Raw genomic sequence first — 18,076 nt, 5'->3', positions numbered from 1 at the left:
GGCCAATGCCGACCGTACGGTGGTAATGCCTCTCGATCCTTGGCGAAATAAGGACTTTACCGGTTTAGTACCGGCTGCCAGAGTGCGGAACCAGCCATCCCACTCGTGCTCATCCGTCCCTGAACGGAGCTGGTGAAGATGAACCACCGCACGAAGATCGCCGGAAGCCTCCTCGCCGCCGCGCTGCTGGCCGCGGGCTGTACCGGAAGCGGAGGAACGTCGAAGGGCGCGGACGCCGAGGCCCCCGACGACCCGGCCAAGGTGTCCGGCACGATCAAGGTCCTCACCCACCGGACCGACCTCGTGCAGGACGGCACGATGAAGAAGTACGCGGCCGAATTCAACAAGACCTATCCGAAGGTCAAGGTCGAGTTCGACGCCCTCACGGACTACGAGGGCGAGGTCAAGATCCGGATGAACACCGAGAACTACGGCGATGTGCTGATGATCCCCGCCGTGATCAAGAAGAACGACTATCCCAGGTTCTTCGCCTCCCTCGGCGCCGAGACCGACCGCGCGAAGAAGTACCTGTTCACCGACTTCACCACGGTCGACGGCAAGGTCTACGGGCAGAGCCCGATGGGAGCCCTCCCCGGCTTCCTCTACAACAGGCGGATCTGGAAGGAGGCCGGGATCGCCGACTGGCCCACCACACCGGCCGAGTTCGTCGCCGGTCTCAAGGCCGTCAAGTCGAAGACCGACGCGATCCCGTACTACACGAACTTCAAGGACATGTGGCCGCTGACGCAGTGGACGTACATGGACGGCGCGGTCAGCTGCGATCCGCAGGCGACGTCCCGCCTCGCCGAGGGCGACCCGTGGGCGAAGGGCGAGGACCTGCGGGTCGCCGACACCCTGCTGTACGACATCGCGCGCGGCGGGCTGATCGAGAAGGACCCGACGACCACCAACTGGGAAGCCTCGAAGCCCAAGTTGGCCAAGGGCGACATCGCCACGATGTGGCTCGGCTCCTGGGCGATCACCCAGTTCCGGGCGGCGGCCAAGCAGGCCGGCGCGAACCCGGACGACATCGGCTTCATGCCCTTCCCGGCCCAGCGGGACGGGAAGTTCTGCGCGACCATGTCGCCCGACTACAACCAGGCCGTCAACATCAACTCCGACCACAAGGCGGCGGCCCGCGCCTGGATCGACTGGTTCACCGACACGTCCGGTTACGCGGCCGACAACCTGACCCTCTCCCCGGTCAAGGGCGCCCCGCTGCCCGCGGTGCTCCAGCCGTACGAGGACGCGGGTGTGAAGCTCATCGAGCTGGACGACGCGAAGGGTGCGGCGGTCAAGGAGATCGACAACGAGTCGGAGGTCGGCCTCTACAAGCCCGACTACCGCCAGGACCTCGTCGACCTCGCCCGCGGCGCCAGGAAGGGCAGCCTCGACGACTTCCTCGGCGACCTCGGCAAGCGCTGGGAAGAGGCGCGGAAGTCCACGGGGTCCTGATGACGGACACGACCGAGAAGGCGGCGCGGCCGAGGGAGGCCGCTCCCGCCGGCCGTCCGGCGCGCGCCCGTGCCCCGCGCCGGCTGCGCCTGCGGCGGGGCCTCACCCCGTGGCTGTTCCTCGCCGCGCCGCTGGTCCTGCTGATCACGTTCACGTACGCGCCGGTCGTCAACATGGTCGCGTACAGCTTCACCGACTGGGACGGCGTCAGCCCCGAGCTGAGCTGGACGGGCACCGGGAACTACGTCGAACTCTTCACCCGCCCCGAGCTGTTCGAGGTCTTCTTCGTCAGCGGCTACTATCTGGCCGCGTCCGTCGTGCAGATCGTCGTCGCGCTCTACTTCGCGACGGTCCTCAGCTTCAACGTGCGCTTCCGGAACTTCTTCAAGGGCGTGCTCTTCTTCCCGTACCTGATCAACGGGGTGGCGATCGGTTTCGTCTTCCTCTACTTCTTCCAGGACGGCGGCACCCTCGACTCGGTGCTGAGCCTGGTCGGCGTCCACTCCGACCGCGCCTGGCTGGGCACCCCGGTCTCCGCGAACGTCTCCCTGGCCGGGGTCTCCGTCTGGCGTTACCTGGGCCTGAACTTCGTCCTGTTCCTCGGCGCGATCCAGTCCGTCCCGGGCGAGCTGTACGAGGCCGCCGAGCTGGACGGAGCGAACCGCTGGCACCAGTTCCGGTACATCATCGCGCCCGGCATCAGGCCCGTACTCAGCCTGACCGTCATCCTCTCCGTCTCCGGCTCGCTGTCCGCCTTCGAGGTGCCGTTCATCATGACGGGCGGCGCGACCGGCACCGAGACCTTCGTGATCCAGACGGTGAAGCTGGCCTTCCAGTTCAACAAGACGGGGCTCGCCTCGGCGGCCGCGGTCGTCCTGCTCCTGATCATCCTCGCGGTGACCTGGGTGCAGCGACGCCTCGTCCCGGACGACAAGGTGGATCTCGTATGAGCCGTATGCCCCGCGTCTCGCGCGGTGGGGTCGCCCGGACCCTCACCTACCTGTCGCTGATCGCCGCGAGCGTGGTCGTCCTGCTGCCGCTCCTCGTCGTCCTGCTGACCTCCCTCAAGTCGGAGAAGGAGATGGCTAACGACAGCGGGGCGCTGCAACTCCCCGACGACCTGCTGAACTTCGACAACTACGTGACGGCCTTCCAGGACGGCCGGATGCTCTCGGCGTTCGGGAACACCGCGTTCATCCTGCTGTTCTCCGTCACCGGCACGGTGATCATCGGTTCGATGGCGGCGTACGCGATCGACCGCTACACCTTCCGCTTCAGGAAACCGGTCGTCGCGCTGTTCCTGGTCGCCACGCTCGTACCCGGCGTGACCACGCAGGTGGCGACCTTCCAGATCGTCGACAGCTTCGGCATGTTCGACAGCCGCTGGGCGCCGATCGTGCTCTACATGGGCACGGACATCGTCTCGATCTACATCTTCCTGCAGTTCGTCCGGTCGATCCCCGTCTCGCTCGACGAGTCCGCCCGGCTCGACGGCGCGAACGCCTTCACGATCTACCGGAAGATCATCCTGCCGCTGCTGAAGCCCGCGATCGCGACGGTGGTCATCGTGAAGGGGATCACCGTCTACAACGACTTCTACATCCCGTTCCTCTACATGCCGTCCGAGGATCTTGGCGTGATCTCAACGTCCCTGTTCCGCTTCAAGGGCCCGTTCGGAGCACATTGGGAGAACATCTCGGCAGGAGCGGTCCTCGTCATCCTCCCGACCCTGCTCGTCTTCCTGTTCCTCCAGCGCTACATCTACAACGGCTTCACGAGGGGCGCGACGAAGTAAGCCCCCGTCAGGGGCGCGGGGAACTGCGCGACCGGCCACGACGCACGGTCGGTCGGTCGCACAACCTCCCCACCACCCACGGCGAAGGGGCACCCCTGGAAGGGGCCGGACCCTACTCCTTGGCCTTGGCCTTCACAGCCAGCGCGGCAACCAGCACAGGCGTGACCTGAGCGACCTGCCAGGCCCGAGCCCCGTACCCCGCAAGAGCCGCAGCGACGGACGCCGCGTCCGCAGCGGCCGGCGGCTCCCAGCAGACCCGCCGCACCGTGTCCGGAGTGATCAGGTTCTCCTGCGGCATGTTGAGCGTCTCCGCCAGCGCGGACACGGCGGCCCGCGCCGCCGACAGCCGCGCCGCGGCGGCCGGATCCTTCTCGGCCCAGGCGCGCGGCGGAGGCGGCCCGGTGAGCGGCTGCCCCGGCTGCGGCAGCTCGGCGTCTGGCAGCTCCTTCGCCCGGTCCACGGCCGCCTGCCACTGATCGAGCTGGCGCCGGCCCATCCGGTGCCCGAAGCCGTTCAGCGCGGCGAGCGCGTGCACATTGGCCGGTACGGCCAGCGCGGCCTCGACGATCGCCCCGTCGCCGAGGATCTTGCCCGGCGAGATGTCCCGGCGGCGCGCCGCCCGGTCCCGGGTCTCCCACAGCTCCCGCACGACGGCCATCTGCCGGCGGCGGCGCACCTTGTGCATCCCCGACGTACGGCGCCACGGGTCCTTGCGGGGCTCCGGCGGGGGCGCCGAGGCGATCGCGTCGAACTCCTCGCGGGCCCACTCCAGCTTGCCCTGCCGGTCGAGCTCCTTCTCCAGCGCGTCCCGCAGGTCGACGAGCAGCTCCACGTCGAGCGCCGCGTAGCGCAGCCACGGCTCGGGCAGCGGGCGGGTCGACCAGTCGACGGCCGAGTGCCCCTTCTCCAGTACGAAGCCCAGGACGCCCTCGACCATCGCGCCGAGCCCGACCCGCGGGAACCCGGCCAGCCGGCCGGCCAGCTCGGTGTCGAACAGGCGGCTGGGGACCATACCTATCTCCCGCAGACACGGCAGATCCTGGGTGGCCGCGTGCAGCACCCACTCCGTTCCGGAGAGCGCCTCGCCCAGGCCCGACAGGTCGGGACAGGCAACGGGGTCGATGAGCGCGGTGCCCGCGCCCTCGCGGCGCAGCTGCACCAGATACGCGCGCTGGCCGTAGCGATAGCCGGACGCCCGCTCGGCGTCGACGGCGACGGGGCCGGTGCCCGCCGCGAACGCGGCGATCATCTCGGCGAGGGCGTCCTCGTCGGTGATCACCGGCGGAATTCCGTCGCGGGGCTCCAGCAAAGGGATCGGCGCCGGTTCGACGTCGTCCGGAGGAGCGCCTCCGGTGGTTCGCAGTGAACTGTCTGCTGCGGTCTCTTGGGCGTCGGTCACCTGTCAAGGGTATCTGTGTATGACAGACGCCCGTCGACGGAACGTTCCGTCGACGGGCGTCAGAGGGTCGTAAACCAGTCAGGTCGGTGAATCCTGCATCAGTCGAACGTCCTGGTTCGTGCGAAGGGGATGATCCGGTTCAGGCGGAGGGGATGGTTTCGGCGGGGGTCAGTGGATGATTCCCGTGCGCAGGGCCACCGCCACCATGCCGGCGCGGTCACCCGTGCCGAGCTTGCGGGCGATGCGGGCGAGGTGGCTCTTGACGGTCAGCGCGGACAGGCCCATCGAGACACCGATGGCCTTGTTCGACTGGCCTTCCGCCACCAGCCGGAGCACCTCGACCTCACGGCCGGACAGCTCGCGGTAGCCGCCCGGGTGGCTCGGGGAACCCGGGGGGCGGCGGTGCATACGGGCGGCGGCCGAGCCGATGGGGGCGACGCCCGGCCGGGTGGGAAGCCCGACGTTCGTACGGGTGCCGGTGACGACATAGCCCTTGACGCCGCCCGCGAGGGCGTTGCGTACGGCGCCGATGTCGTCGGCGGCGGACAGGGCCAGGCCGTTCGGCCAGCCCGCGGCACGGGTTTCGGACAGGAGGGTGAGGCCGGAGCCGTCGGGGAGATGGACGTCTGCGACACAGATGTCGCGGGGGTTGCCGATGCGGGGACGAGCCTCCGCGACGGACGAAGCCTCGATCACGTCGCGAACACCGAGCGCCCACAGGTGGCGGGTGACGGTGGAGCGCACGCGGGGGTCGGCCACGACCACCATCGCGGTCGGCTTGTTCGGGCGGTAGGCGACCAGGCTTGCGGGCTGCTCAAGGAGAACGGACACCAGGCCTCCTGGGGTGCGGGACGGGGGACCGGCTGTGGGGATGAAGCCGGGACGAACCGTGCTTTCAAGGTCACAGAGGTCTTCGGCATCAAACCCGTCCGCCTTTAGAGAATGATCACGATTTGGTGAGTAATAATGCGTGCAATTCGGACGCACGATCGATCATCCGAAGATCGAAACGAGTCAGCTCCGCTTCGATACGAGGCCGAAAGTGGTCGTATCGATAAAAGGGCAAACGTGTTTTCGTGCAGGCCGGGGGTGGTTCGGGGTCGGGTCCAGGGGGTGCGGGGGCGCGGTCGGGGCGTGGGCGCGGCGGGCCACCCTCCGGAGGTGCCCCGGAAGGGGGAGGCCGGACGGAGAGTTGACGGCGCCCCCCAGAACACAACTGAAGCCGCACCTCTCAAGAGGCACGGCTTCAGAAAGGCGCCCAGTCAGGGGCGCGGGGCTGTGTCATTGTGCGGCTCCGCCGCCTGGGCGCGACCAGCCACGACGGGCCTGCTTTTAAGGGGCGCGGGGAACTGCGCGACCAGCCACGACGTACCCGCGGACGGCATCCGGGCCGTCCGGCGGGGGGGTGAGGGACAGCGCCTAGCGGCTCTGCGGCCCCCGCCGCTGCGGCAGCGTCACCACGGACGCATCGCCCGGCGCAGCCGGCGGCAGCCCCGCGATCTGCGCGAGCAGGTCGCACCAGGAGGCCAGGTGCGACGCCGTGTCCGGAACCCCGCCCAGCCCCTCCCGCGGAGTCCAGGACGCCCGGATCTCGATCTGCGACGCGGCAGGGCGCTCCGAGAGACCCCCGAAGTAGTGCGAGCTGGCCCGCGTGACCGTCCCGCTGGGCTCGCCGTACGACAGCCCGCGGCCCTGCAGCGCACCCGTCAGCCAGGACCAGCAGACCTCGGGCAGCAGCGGATCGGAGGCCATCTCCGGCTCCAGCTCCGCACGGACCAGCGTCACCATGCGGAACGAGCCCTGCCAGGCGTCGTGCCCGGCCGGATCGTGCAGCAGGATCAGCCGGCCGTCCGCCAGATCCTCGTCACCGTCGACGACGGTGGCCTCCAGCGCGTACGCGAACGGCGCGAGCCGTCGTGGCGCCTTCGTCGGATCGATCTCGATCTGCGGCCGCAGCCGCGCGGCCCTCAACGCATCGACGGCGGCTCGAAAAGGCAGCGGAGCCGCCTCCATCGCATCCCGCTCCCCCTCCTTCGGGTCGTCCATTCCAGCGCCGTCCGACAGTCGTCCCTGAGCCGCAGCCATGCGGGGAAGATTAAGGGGAACAGAGCCTTTGCGCAGGGAGAGACACCCGTGCGCCGGACCACTGTCCGGATCGCGTTACCGAAAAGCGCCCCCGAACGCGCCGTTTCGCGACGGTACGTAACGGAGTGCGAGTCGGGGCGTCCCCGCGTCGGACCCCGGCTCCCGGTGCCTCCGGGCCGTGCGAGACTTTTCGTCGTGAGCGTTATTGACCGCCCCAAGGGCCAGCAGCCGACCGCGACATACGACTCCGCCTTCCTCAAGGCGTGCAGGCGTGAACCCGTGCCGCACACGCCCGTGTGGTTCATGCGGCAGGCCGGACGCTCACTGCCCGAGTACCTGAAGGTGCGCGAGGGCATCCCCATGCTGGAGTCCTGCATGCGGCCCGAGCTGGTCGCCGAGATCACCCTCCAGCCGGTCCGCCGGCACAAGGTGGACGCGGCGATCTACTTCAGCGACATCGTCGTACCGCTGAAGGCCATCGGTATCGACCTGGACATCAAGCCCGGCGTGGGCCCCGTCGTCGAGAAGCCGATCCGCACCCGCGCCGACCTCGACCAGCTGCGCGACCTGACGCCGGACGACGTCTGGTACGTCACCGAGGCGATGGGGCTGCTCACCCGTGAGCTGGGTTCGACCCCGCTCATCGGTTTCGCGGGTGCGCCGTTCACTCTCGCGAGCTATCTCGTGGAGGGCGGTCCGTCCCGCAACCACGAGCACACCAAGTCGCTCATGTACGGCGACCCGCAGCTCTGGGCCGACCTGCTCGACCGCCTCGCCGACATCACGGCCGCGTTCCTGAAGGTGCAGATCGAGGCGGGCGCCTCGGCCGTCCAGCTCTTCGACTCCTGGGTCGGCGCCCTCGCCCCCGCCGACTACCGGCGCTCGGTGATGCCCGCCTCCGCGAAGGTCTTCCAGGCCGTCGAGTCGTACGGCGTTCCGCGCATCCACTTCGGTGTGGGTACGGGGGAACTGCTGGGGCTCATGGGCGAGGCCGGCGCGGACGTCGTCGGCGTCGACTGGCGGGTGCCGCTCGACGAGGCCGCCCGTCGGGTCGGGCCCGGGCGGGCGCTCCAGGGGAACCTGGATCCGGCTGTCCTGTTCGCCCCCACCTCGGTCGTGGAGGAGAAGGCCCAGGAGGTGCTCGACGCTGCCGCCGGGCTTGAAGGGCATGTGTTCAACCTTGGGCACGGGGTGCTGCCGTCCATGAGCCCCGATGCGTTGACGGGGCTCGTGGAGTACGTGCACGCGAACTCGCAGCGCTGAGGTTCGACCGGATTCGTCTTCACCTGCGGGCCGCTGGGGGCTTGTCGCGCCGTTCCCCGCGCCCCTGGGGACGGCGCTCACCAGCGGTGGTGGGCCCTCCTGCCCCACAGGAGGCCGCGTGGTTGGGGTGGGGGCGGGGTGCCCCGGCGCAGGGGCCAGGCCAGGAGCATGCCGGTCAGGAAGCCGACCACGTGGGCCACGTACGCGACGGTGCCGGCCTCGGAGACGCCCCTGCCGGACGAGTACACCGCCTGGAGACCGAACCAGAAGCCCAGCACGATCCAGGCGGGCAGCCGCAGCGGCAGGAAGATCAGGAACGGCACCAGGACCCAGACCCGGGCCCGCGGGTAGAGGACCAGGTATGCGCCCAGCACCCCGGCGATCGCCCCGGACGCGCCGATCAGCGGGTCGGTCGAGTCCGCGTTGACCAGCGCGAAGCCGTAGGCCGCCGCATAGCCGCAGGCCACGTAGAAGAGCGCGTAGCGGATGTGGCCGAGGCGGTCCTCGATGTTGTTGCCGAAGATCAGCAGGAACAGCATGTTGCCGAGCAGGTGCACCCAGCCGCCGTGCAGGAACATCGCGGTGAGGACCGACAGTTGGGGTGACTTGTCGTAGCCGGGCGGGCCGACGGCACAGCCTTGAGCGACTGCCCCCGCCCCCACGTCACCGGTGGGGACCGTCGTCGGGAGCTGTCCGTGGATCAACTCCCGCGGTATCGCCGCCCACTGCTCAAGGAACGCGTGCAGCTGGCACAACTGCGACAGATGCGACGCACCGCTGTGGCCGGTGAGCGAACTCGCCACGCCCGGAGTGGCCAGGAAGACCACGAAGTTGGCGGCGATCAGCGCGTACGTCACATAGGGCGTGCGGCGGGCCGGGTTCACGTCATGGACGGGTATGACCACGGAAGAATCCTGCCCCGGTTCAGGCAGTCTGAACGGGGGCGGGGCCGCGTGCGTATGTTTCGGCAACCACCCGAGCCCCCAGCACCACGTGAGGAACAGGTCATGAACGACCGAGCCACTCAGCCGTTGATCGCCACGCCGGACGGCGAGGCGGAACTCGCCGTGGTACTCAGGCTGTCCTGGGAGGACGTGGCCGCGCTCGGCCAGGAGGCGGGGCGGCTGGCCGCGAGCATGCAGCGGCCCGTGACGCTGGACGAGGCGGCGAGTCATCGGCTGCGGGGGCGGCAGGCGGGGTCGCATGCGCGGCCCGCCGCCGCGTCGGCGTCGGCCATGCCGGCGGCTGCGCCTGCCGCTGTGGGCGGGCCTCAGGTTTCCGCCGTGTCCTCGTTGTCGCGGACGCCGGGGGAGCAGGCTCGGCAGGCCATAGAGAAGATAAATGGCAATGCGCAGGGGGCCTGAGGCTGTTGGTTTCGGCTGACGGCCGGTGGGGGCCGGTCGCGCAGTTCCCCGCGCCCCTGAGGGGCGGGGGCTGCGGTTGTGTGTCGGCCGGTCGTCGGCCCGCGCCGCCAATAGGGCCTTCGGCTCTATTGGGTCGTCCTGCGTACCGCTGTCACCGCCTTGCGGGCCGCTACCAGGATGGGGTCCCAGACCGGGGAGAACGGTGGGGCGTAGCCGAGGTCCAGGGCTGTCATCTGTTCGACCGTCATGCCTGCCGTGAGGGCGACCGCGGCGATGTCGACGCGCTTGGCGGCGCCCTCGCCGCCGACGATCTGGACGCCCAGGAGGCGGCCGGTGCGCAGCTCGGCGAGCATCTTCACCGTCATGAGGTCGGCCTTCGGGTAGTAACCCGCGCTGTTCGTCGACTCGATCGTGACCGCCTCGAAGCGCAGCCCCGCCCGGTGCGCGTCCTTCTCGCGCAGGCCCGTCCGGGCGATCTCCAGGTCGCAGACCTTGCTGACCGCCGTGCCGACGACACCGGGGAACGTGGCGTAGCCGCCGCCGGCGTTCGAGCCGATCACCTGGCCGTGCTTGTTGGCGTGGGTGCCCAGCGCGATGTGGCGCTCGCTGCCCGAGACCAGGTCGAGGACCTCGACGCAGTCGCCGCCCGCCCAGATGTTCTCGTGGCCGCGCACCCGCATGGCCAGGTCCGTCAGCAGCCCCTTGTGGTCGCCGAGCGGCAGCCCCGCTGCCGCGGCGAGCGTCGTCTCCGGCCGGACGCCGATACCGAGGACCACCACGTCCGCCGGGTACTCGCCGTCCTCCGTCGCGACCGCGCGCACCCGCCCGTCGTCACCGGTGAGGATCTTGGTGACCTCGGCGTCGTTCACCATGGTGATGCCCATGCCCTCCATGGCCTTGTGCACCAGGCGGCCCATGTCCGGGTCGAGCGTGGCCATCGGCTCCTTGCCGCGGTTGACGACCGTCACCTCGTACCCGCGGTTGATCAGCGCCTCGGCCATCTCCACACCGATGTAGCCCGCGCCGATCACGACCGCGCGGCGGCCCTCCGTACGGCTCAGCGTGTCGATGAGCGCCTGACCGTCGTCGAGGGTCTGCACCCCGTGCACCCCGGGGGCGTCGATGCCGGGCAGCGACGGCCGTACCGGCCGGGCGCCCGTCGCGATCACGAGCTTGTCGTACGACGTCCACGCCTCGGTCCCGGAGTCCAGATCGCGGGACCGCACCCGGCCGCCGTCGACATCGAGTTCCGTGACCTCCGTACGCATCCGCAGGTCGATCCCGCGTTCGCGGTGCTCCTCGGGCGAGCGGGCGATCAGCTTGTCCCGCTCATCGACCTCGCCGCCCACCCAGTACGGGATGCCGCACGCGGAGTAGGAGCTGAAGTGTCCCCGCTCGAAAGCGATGATCTCCAGTTCGTCGGGGCCCTTCAGCCTGCGTGCCTGGGACGCGGCGGACATGCCCGCCGCGTCCCCTCCGACGACCACCAGACGCTCTTTCGTACGGTTCTCGCGACTCATAGTCATACGAACACGCTACGGCGGTCCGGCATTTCAGTCCCGCTCAGGCTCGCCGTTCTCGGCCGCGGGGCCAGTCGCGGGCACGGGCGCGACGCGCGGTGTCCGGCCGCGCAGGAAACGTACCCACAGGAACAGCAGCAGTGCCGCTCCCACCAGGAACGGCAGTACCGCGCCCAGCGCCAGCGCGATCCAGCGGAACATGCCGACGAACGCGTCCCAGCCGCCCCCGAGCGCGTCGGTGAAGCTGGGATCGTCGTCCTCGGCGGCCTTCTTCACCGGTGTCTCGGACAGCGACAGCGTGATCGTGGCCAGGCTCGTACGGTCCTTCAGCGACGCCTGCTGGGCCAGCAGCGACTCCAGGTCGGCCTGGCGCATGCTCAACTCGCCCTCCAGGGTGACCACATCGCTCAGCTTGGAGGCCCGGTCCATCAGCTCGCGGATCCGCGCCACGCTGGCCCGCTGCGTCTTGACCCGGCTCTCCACGTCGACGACCTGCTCGGTGACGTCCTCCGCCTTCGCCTTGAGGTCGAGGAGCTTGCCCGAGCCCTCCAGTTCGGCGCGGACCTCCTCGTACCGGTCCGCCGGGACCCGCAGGACGACCCGGGACCGCTCGCGGCCCCCGGAGTCGCGGTCCGTGGTCTCGTCGCCGACCATCCCGCCCGCGTTCTCGACCACGGTACGGGCCTCGGCGAGCGACTTCGGCACGTCCTTGACCTGCACGGTCAGCGAGGCGGTGTGGATGATGTGGACGGCCGGCCCCGGCACCGGAGCGGCCTCCTTGCCCTTGGCGCCGCCCGCGCCGCTGTCGGCCGCACCGCCCGCGTCCGCCGCGCCCGCTCCCGCGCCCTTGGCGTCCGAGCCGGCGGCCTTGTCCATGGCCGAGCTGTCGGACCCGCTGTCGGCCGAACCCGTGCACCCCGTGAGGGCGAGGGCGCCGGAGAGCAACAGCGCCGAGAGGAGCTGTCCGGGGCGTGCGGAGCGGATCCGGGTCGTGCCGCTGTCCTTGCCGCCGCTCCTGCCACTGCCGTGTGTCCGCATGTCGGTGTACCCCCGAGGTGTCGTGATGAGCGTCGTGACGACTGACGTTCCTTCGACGCCCGGACCCCGCGGGACGTTGGCCCGATCCGGTCCCGAAGAGGTCACGGTCCGGCCTCGTCACGGACACCCCGGCCGAGGACACCCCGGTCACGCGCCGGGGCGCCGGGGGACCGGGAGACGGAGTACCGGGTCTGGGACAGTGGACACATGCACGCAGACACACGTACGGGCCCGGGTCACGTCGTCGTCATCGGGGGCGGCATCGCCGGTCTGGCCGCCGCGCACCGGCTGCTGAACGGCGGCGCGCGCGTGACCGTCCTGGAGGCCTCCGACCGGCTCGGCGGCAAGCTGCTGCCGGGCTCCGTCGCGGGCGCCCGGGTCGACCTGGGCGCCGAGTCGATGCTCGCGCGGCGGCCCGAGGCGGTCGCGCTGGCCCACGAGGTCGGCCTCGCCGACCGGCTCCGGCCGCCGAACACGGTGGGCGCCTCGATCTGGACGCGCGGGGCCCTGCGGCCCATGCCCAAGGGGCACGTCATGGGTGTCCCCGCGGACGCGGCGGCCCTCTCCGGGGTGCTCTCCGACGAAGGCCTGCGCCGCATCGAGCACGAGCGCGACCTGCCCCGCACGGAGGTCGGCGACGACGTGGCGGTGGGCGCCTTCGTCGCGGAGCGGCTCGGCCGCGAGGTCGTCGACCGGCTCGTCGAACCCCTGCTCGGCGGGGTCTACGCGGGCGACGCGTACCGCATCTCGATGCGTTCGGCCGTCCCGCAGCTCTTCGAGGCCGCCCGTACGCACGCCTCGCTCACGGAGGCGGTCCGCGAGATCCAGGCGAAGGCCGCGCGCAGCCTTCGGCCGGACCAGCCGGCGGGCCCGGTCTTCATGGGCATCGAGGGCGGCATCGGCCAACTGCCGCTCGCCGTCGCCGAGTCGGTACGGTCCCGAGGCGGCGAGATCGTCACGGGCGCCCCGGTCACAGAACTGCGCCGGGTCACGGGCGACGCGGCCGGCGGCGAACGGCAGGAGGGCTGGCGGGTCGTCACGGGCGACCGGACCCTGGTGGCCGACGCCGTCGTCGTGGCGGTCCCCGCGGGCGCCGCCGCCGCACTGCTCGGCGCCGAGGCCCCCGCCGCCGCGGCCGAGCTGGCGGCCGTCGAGTACGCGTCCATGGCGCTGATCACCCTCGCCTACCGCCGCGACGAGGCGGCCCTCCCCGAAGGCAGCGGTTTCCTGGTGCCGCCCGTCGACGGGCGCACCATCAAGGCGTCGACGTTCGCGTCCCAGAAGTGGGGCTGGATCGCCGAGGCGAACCCCGGCACGGTGGTCCTGCGCACCTCCGTCGGCCGGTACGGGGAGACGGAGATCCTCGGCCGCGAGGACGCCGACCTCGTCGACGTGTCCCGGCACGACCTGCGCGAGGCCACCGGCCTCACCGCGGAACCCCTGGAGACCCGGGTGACCCGCTGGGACGACGGACTGCCCCAGTACCCGGTCGGCCACCACGCGCGCGTGGCGCGTATTCGCGAACACGTCGGCAGGGTGCCGGGCCTCGCCGTGTGCGGAGCGGCGTACGACGGCGTGGGCATCCCGGCCTGCGTCGCGAGCGCGAACGCCGCCGTGGACCGGCTGCGGGGCGACGACCGGCTGACGCACGCGCTGACCGCCCACCCGGTGCAGAGCCTGCACGGCGGAGCGGGAGAATAGCCCCATGAGTGACGACGCCCCCATCACCGGCCCGGCCAGGACCCCGAACGCCGGCAAGAAGGCCAAGGACCTCAACGAGGTCATCCGCTACACCCTCTGGTCCGTGTTCAAACTGCGTGACGTGCTGCCCGACGGCGCTGCGCGCACCGGCTACGCGGACGAGGTCCAGGAGCTGTTCGACCAGCTCGCCGCCAAGGACGTCACGGTCCGCGGCACGTACGACGTCTCGGGGCTGCGCGCCGACGCCGACCTCATGGTCTGGTGGCACGCCGAGACCGCCGACCAGCTGCAGGAGGCGTACAACCTCTTCCGCCGTACGAAGCTGGGGCGCGCGCTGGAGCCGGTCTGGTCGAACATGGCGCTGCACCGGCCGGCGGAGTTCAACCGCTCGCACGTGCCCGCGTTCCTCGCCGACGAGACGCCGCGCGACTACATCAGCGTGTACCCGTTCGTGCGCTCCTACGACTGGTACCTGCTGCCGGACGAGGACCGGCGCCGGATGCTCGCCGACCACGGCAAGATGGCGCGCGGCTACCCGGACGTGCGGGCCAACACGGTCGCGTCGTTCTCGCTGGGCGACTACGAGTGGATTCTCGCGTTCGAGGCGGACGAGTTGTATCGCATCGTGGACCTGATGCGGCACCTCCGTGCGTCGGAGGCGCGCATGCACGTCCGTGAGGAGGTCCCGTTCTACACGGGCCGCCGAAAGTCCGTACCGGACCTGATCGCATCCCTGGCCTGACCACGGCCCTGGGGGCAAGCCCCCTAAGGGGCGCGGGGAACGGCGCAGTCTTTTGCTTTTAGGGGCGCGGGGAACGGCGCGACCGGCCCCCACCGGCCGGTACCGGACACAGAGCGCCAGCCACCCCTTCCGGGGCGGACCCCCGCAGGGGGTTGTATGCCGCCTGCGGCCCGGTGGGGGCGGGCCGCGCAGTTCCCCGCGCCCCTGAAAGCCCCTAGCGGGGCTTCGGGGGCTCGTGGGGGGCGCAGGTCGTCCGGGCGGCCGGGACCCGGCCTTCCAGGAGGTACGCGTCCACGTGGGCGTTCACGCACGCGTTGGACCCGCCCGCGATCCCGTGCGACCCGGACGCCAGCTCCGTGACCAGGGAGGACCCCGACAGCCGCCGGTGCATCTCCACCGCCCCGGCGTACGGCGTCGCCGCGTCCCGTTCCGCCGCGAGGACGAGCGTGGGCGCCAGCTCACCGGGCACCGTGCGCACGTCGAGGGGCCGTTGCCGCGGCAGCGGCCAGTACGCGCAGGGCAGGTTCATCCAGGCGTTGGACCACGTCTCGAAGGGCGCCGTGCGCGCGAGACGCGTGTTGTCGCGGTCCCAGGTGTGCCAGGCCCGCGGCCAGGGCGCGTCGTTGCACTCGATCGCCGTGTAGACGGCCTTGCTGTTCTCCTGGTCCTTCACCGAGTCCGGATGCGGCCCCGCCTGCCGGATCAGCGGCTTCGGATCGCCCTTCAGATACGCGGAGAGCGCCTGCGCGCGATGCGGCCAGTAGTCGTCGTAGTACCCGGCCTGCAGGAACGCCCCCTGCAACTGGCCGGGGCCGACCACACCGCCCGCGGGCTCGGCCGCGAGCCGCGCCCGTGCCCGCTCGTAACTGAGCCGCACCTCCTCCGCCGTGCGCCCCAGCCCGTACACCTTGTCGTGCCGGGCCGTCCAGGCGCGGAAGTCGGCCCAGCGGCTCTCGAAGGCGGCCGACTGGTCGAGGTTGTTGCGGTACCAGACCTTCGCCGGGTCCGGGTTCACGGCCGAGTCGAGGACCATCCGGCGTACGTGCGACGGGAACAGCTCCGCGTACAGGGCCCCGAAGTACGTGCCGTAGGACGCCCCCATGAAGGTCAGCCTCTGCTCCCCCAGGGCCGCGCGCAGGACGTCCAGGTCGCGGGCGTTGTTGACCGAGGTGAAGTGCCTGATCGCGCGGCCCGACCGCTCGACACAGCCCCGCGCGTACGCCTTCGCCCGCGCGACACGCTCCTCCTTGTACGACTCCGAGGGGTTCGTCGGCGACTGCGTGGGCCCCCTCAGGAGCAGTTTCGGGTCCTGGCAGGAGATCGGGGCCGAGCGGGCCACCCCGCGCGGGGCGTACCCGACGAGGTCGTACGCCGACGCGAGGCGCTTCCACTCCGGGATCATGCCGATCAGCGGGAAGTACATGCCGGACGCGCCGGGGCCGCCGGGGTTGTAGACGAGCGCGCCCTGCCGGGGGACGGACCGCTTGCCGTTCCCGGGGTCCTTGCCGGTCGCCCGCACCCGGCTGACGGTCAGTTCGATCTGCTTGCCGTCCGGGTGCGCGTAGTCGAGCGGGACCGTCACCGTGCCGCACCGCAGGGTGGCCGGGCCGTCCTCGTCCTCGGAACACGTCCCGAAGCGGATCCCGTCGGCGGCGGCGCGTTCGGCGGCGACCGCCGTGCCGCGCCGCTCGGCCCAGCCCGCCGAGGCGGCCTTGGCGCTTCCCGCGGGCGCGGTGGCGACGACGGCGGTCAGCAGCAGGGATCCGGCCGTTCCGAGGAGGACGGCAGCTCGCATCAGGTTCCCTTCAGTACACGACAGTAATAAAAGGGATATTTGGTTCGGGGCCCGGCGAAGTAAAGAACCGGCCCGCGGATGTCGGCCCAATGACCCCGATGCGCACCCGGCACGCGCCGGTGGCGCCCCCCCGGGGAGACGTGCCCTACAGATGCGGTTCGCGGTGTCCGAAAGCCGCCCGCAGGTTCGGTTCGCCGACCGCGCGGATGCCGCGCACGGCCACGGTGGTGAGGTACGTACGGTCGTCGCTGTCGGGGTCCGCCCGGTGGGTCAGGGAACTGAGCAGGTGCTGTCCGGCCGGGGACGCCCAGCGGGTGTAGGGGTGCACCTCGATCCGCGCGATGGCCAGACAGCTCATGGTGAGGATGAGGGGCAGCGTGAACCAGACGGCCACCAGCGCCCGCTCGTGCTGCGCCTGAGCGGGCATCAGCAGTGCGACGGCGGCCAGCGCCAGCACGGCCGCCGCGGCCGACCGCACCTGGGCCACGGCGCCCGCGACGGTGGTGCGCGCCCCGTCCGGCACGGCGAGGCCCGCCGCGACCAGCCGGTCGGCGAGCACGCGTACGGACTCCGCGGCGGCGGCGCTCGTGCGGACCGGCGCGATCCTCGACTGTCCGTCGGGTCCTATCGCGCCCAGGACGGAGCGCTCCATCTCGTCCCGGCCGCGCGGGTCCACGACGGTCGCCCAGCCGGTGTGGGCGAGCAGCAGACGGCGCTGGCGTGCCATCGACACGAGCGTCAGATCGGCGACCCGGGCGGGGCCGCCCGACAGGAACGCGGCCTCGTAGAGCGTCAGACCGCGTCCGTCGAGCGTGTGCGTGTCGTCCGCGGCGGCGGCGCGGACCGAGGCCAGGCACAGACGCGTACAGGCCGTGCCCGCCACGGCCCAGGCGAGGAGAAGGAGGAGGACCCAGAACATGCCGGATTTCTATGCGACGGAGGACCGGCCGCGCCACGGCTTGTTCACAATTTGGACGAAGCATCGCCATGGTGTGACGTTTCGCGTCGGCGGTACTTCGGTTGCTAGGACTTGTTGTCGCCGGTCTCCGCCCCGCCGTCCGCCGTGCCGTCCGCCCCGTCGTCCGATGGCCGGGCGGTCGCCGCCGGGGGCAGGGAGTAGGTCGGGGTGGGAGTGGCGGGGACCGGGGGACTGGGCGAGGACTTCGGGCCGGCGGGCGCGGGGGAGCGGGTGAGCGGGGGCGCGCTCGCGGAGGCCGCGTCACGGGCCAGCGCGTCGAAGTCGACCAGGCCGGTCGCCTCCAGGACCGTGATGTGGTCCAGCACCGTGGTGTTCGCGTCGTCGGCGAGGTCCCGGACGAGCGAGTTGCGGGTGCTCGCGCGGATCTGGGCGACCAGGCCGAACACCTTGCCGTGCGCGGCACGCAGGATGTTCGCGAACTGCCGGTCGTACTCCCGGCCCCGCGCCGCGCTCAGCGTGGCGAGCCAGGCGCGCTGCTGTTCGCTGGGCTGGTTGGGCAGTTCGAGGCCGAGCCGCGCGGCCACGCTCCGGACGCGGGCGTCCAGGAACGTATGACCCTCGACGAGGTGCTCGCCCGCCGTCCGTACGGCCCTGGTGGTGCCGCGGTCCTCGGCCTGCTGTCCGGCGGGCAGCTCCCACAGGCCCGCGAGCCGCACCTTGGTGACGAACTCGCGGTCCTGCGCGGACAGCGGTCCGAAACTCGTCGACACGCTCTCGGCGTTCAGGGTGTCCACGCCGGTGCCCGACCGGTCCGCGTACGACCAGATCGGGAAGACCAGCGCCACGAGGGTCGCCGTCAGACCCGCGATGATGAGCCCGGTACCGGTGAACAGCCCGCGGCCACTGATGGATCGCATGGTGCCTCCTGTTGCGGCACCGCACGATAGGGCCTGTCTGACAATTCCCGTCTGCCGGGCGACGCCATGCACGCCCTCTCGCC

The 18,076-nt window shown here is 71.1% G+C and carries 16 protein-coding genes; 7 read left to right on the top strand and 9 right to left on the bottom strand.

Annotated elements, in window-relative coordinates; genetic code table 11:
- The first annotated feature begins 138 nt into the window (after positions 1-138).
- The 3 genes from ACZ60E_RS16035 to ACZ60E_RS16025 are packed head-to-tail and all read left to right on the top strand — an operon-like array spanning position 139 to position 3,250.
- Positions 139-1,455: an ABC transporter substrate-binding protein gene (locus tag ACZ60E_RS16035; protein WP_469440945.1), complete on the top strand. Its 1,317-nt coding sequence runs from the start codon at positions 139-141 to the stop codon at positions 1,453-1,455.
- Positions 1,455-2,405, top strand: coding sequence for a carbohydrate ABC transporter permease (locus tag ACZ60E_RS16030; RefSeq protein WP_469440943.1), 951 nt, complete (start codon positions 1,455-1,457; stop codon positions 2,403-2,405). The genes ACZ60E_RS16035 and ACZ60E_RS16030 overlap by 1 nt, the downstream gene beginning before the upstream one ends.
- On the top strand, positions 2,402-3,250 hold the full coding sequence (locus ACZ60E_RS16025) for a carbohydrate ABC transporter permease (RefSeq protein WP_469440942.1): 849 nt from the start codon (positions 2,402-2,404) through the stop codon (positions 3,248-3,250). Before ACZ60E_RS16030 ends, ACZ60E_RS16025 begins: the two co-directional genes overlap by 4 nt.
- 112 nt (positions 3,251-3,362) lie before the next feature.
- On the opposite strand, the gene ACZ60E_RS16020 is transcribed toward ACZ60E_RS16025, so the two are convergent.
- From ACZ60E_RS16020 to ACZ60E_RS16010, 3 genes are all read right to left on the bottom strand, one after another.
- Positions 3,363-4,649: an HRDC domain-containing protein gene (locus ACZ60E_RS16020; protein WP_384810027.1), complete on the bottom strand. Its 1,287-nt coding sequence runs from the start codon at positions 4,647-4,649 to the stop codon at positions 3,363-3,365.
- Between the two features lie 168 nt (positions 4,650-4,817).
- Positions 4,818-5,480: a response regulator transcription factor gene (locus ACZ60E_RS16015; protein ID WP_055514175.1), complete on the bottom strand. Its 663-nt coding sequence runs from the start codon at positions 5,478-5,480 to the stop codon at positions 4,818-4,820.
- Positions 5,481-6,068: 588 nt separating this feature from the next.
- The gene (locus ACZ60E_RS16010; protein WP_384810045.1) at positions 6,069-6,695 is read right to left on the bottom strand and encodes a DUF3000 domain-containing protein; all 627 of its coding nucleotides are present in this window, start codon (positions 6,693-6,695) and stop codon (positions 6,069-6,071) included.
- Between the two features lie 234 nt (positions 6,696-6,929).
- Between ACZ60E_RS16010 and hemE the strand changes: the two genes are divergently transcribed.
- The gene (gene hemE / locus ACZ60E_RS16005; protein ID WP_384810025.1) at positions 6,930-7,997 is read left to right on the top strand and encodes a uroporphyrinogen decarboxylase; all 1,068 of its coding nucleotides are present in this window, start codon (positions 6,930-6,932) and stop codon (positions 7,995-7,997) included.
- A 77-nt stretch (positions 7,998-8,074) separates the two neighbouring features.
- Here the strand turns inward: hemE and ACZ60E_RS16000 are convergent, their stop codons facing one another.
- On the bottom strand, positions 8,075-8,902 hold the full coding sequence (locus ACZ60E_RS16000) for a rhomboid family intramembrane serine protease (RefSeq protein ID WP_453791594.1): 828 nt from the start codon (positions 8,900-8,902) through the stop codon (positions 8,075-8,077).
- Between the two features lie 102 nt (positions 8,903-9,004).
- Here ACZ60E_RS16000 and ACZ60E_RS15995 point away from each other — a divergent pair, with 102 nt between their 5' ends.
- A complete protein-coding gene (locus ACZ60E_RS15995; protein WP_384810023.1) occupies positions 9,005-9,361 on the top strand; it encodes a hypothetical protein in 357 nt (118 codons plus the stop codon).
- Positions 9,362-9,486: 125 nt separating this feature from the next.
- Here the strand turns inward: ACZ60E_RS15995 and ACZ60E_RS15990 are convergent, their stop codons facing one another.
- Positions 9,487-10,887 carry an FAD-dependent oxidoreductase gene (locus tag ACZ60E_RS15990; RefSeq protein ID WP_384810021.1) on the bottom strand — a complete coding sequence of 467 codons (1,401 nt, stop codon included), beginning with the start codon at positions 10,885-10,887 and terminating at the stop codon, positions 9,487-9,489.
- Positions 10,888-10,914: 27 nt separating this feature from the next.
- Positions 10,915-11,919 carry a DUF4349 domain-containing protein gene (locus ACZ60E_RS15985; RefSeq protein ID WP_469440938.1) on the bottom strand — a complete coding sequence of 335 codons (1,005 nt, stop codon included), beginning with the start codon at positions 11,917-11,919 and terminating at the stop codon, positions 10,915-10,917.
- Between the two features lie 207 nt (positions 11,920-12,126).
- Here ACZ60E_RS15985 and hemG point away from each other — a divergent pair, with 207 nt between their 5' ends.
- Entirely contained in the window at positions 12,127-13,620 is a 1,494-nt protein-coding gene (gene hemG / locus ACZ60E_RS15980; protein WP_469440936.1) for a protoporphyrinogen oxidase, read from the top strand.
- A gap of 4 nt (positions 13,621-13,624) precedes the next feature.
- A complete protein-coding gene (gene hemQ / locus ACZ60E_RS15975) occupies positions 13,625-14,362 on the top strand; it encodes a hydrogen peroxide-dependent heme synthase (protein ID WP_469440935.1) in 738 nt (245 codons plus the stop codon).
- Positions 14,363-14,576: 214 nt separating this feature from the next.
- On the opposite strand, the gene ACZ60E_RS15970 is transcribed toward hemQ, so the two are convergent.
- From ACZ60E_RS15970 to ACZ60E_RS15960, 3 genes are all read right to left on the bottom strand, one after another.
- Positions 14,577-16,157, bottom strand: a complete 1,581-nt coding sequence (locus ACZ60E_RS15970; protein ID WP_469440933.1) for an alpha/beta hydrolase — start codon at positions 16,155-16,157, stop codon at positions 14,577-14,579.
- Between the two features lie 145 nt (positions 16,158-16,302).
- Positions 16,303-17,076: a TIGR04222 domain-containing membrane protein gene (locus tag ACZ60E_RS15965; RefSeq protein WP_384810013.1), complete on the bottom strand. Its 774-nt coding sequence runs from the start codon at positions 17,074-17,076 to the stop codon at positions 16,303-16,305.
- Positions 17,077-17,180: 104 nt separating this feature from the next.
- The gene (locus ACZ60E_RS15960) at positions 17,181-17,993 is read right to left on the bottom strand and encodes a DUF4142 domain-containing protein (RefSeq protein ID WP_469440930.1); all 813 of its coding nucleotides are present in this window, start codon (positions 17,991-17,993) and stop codon (positions 17,181-17,183) included.
- Positions 17,994-18,076: the final 83 nt, after the last annotated feature.

It is taken from the genome of Streptomyces sp. NPDC102514 (genome assembly GCF_055584525.1).
Note: the sequence above shows the minus strand (reverse complement) of the source record. Positions and strands in the feature narration are given on the sequence as shown.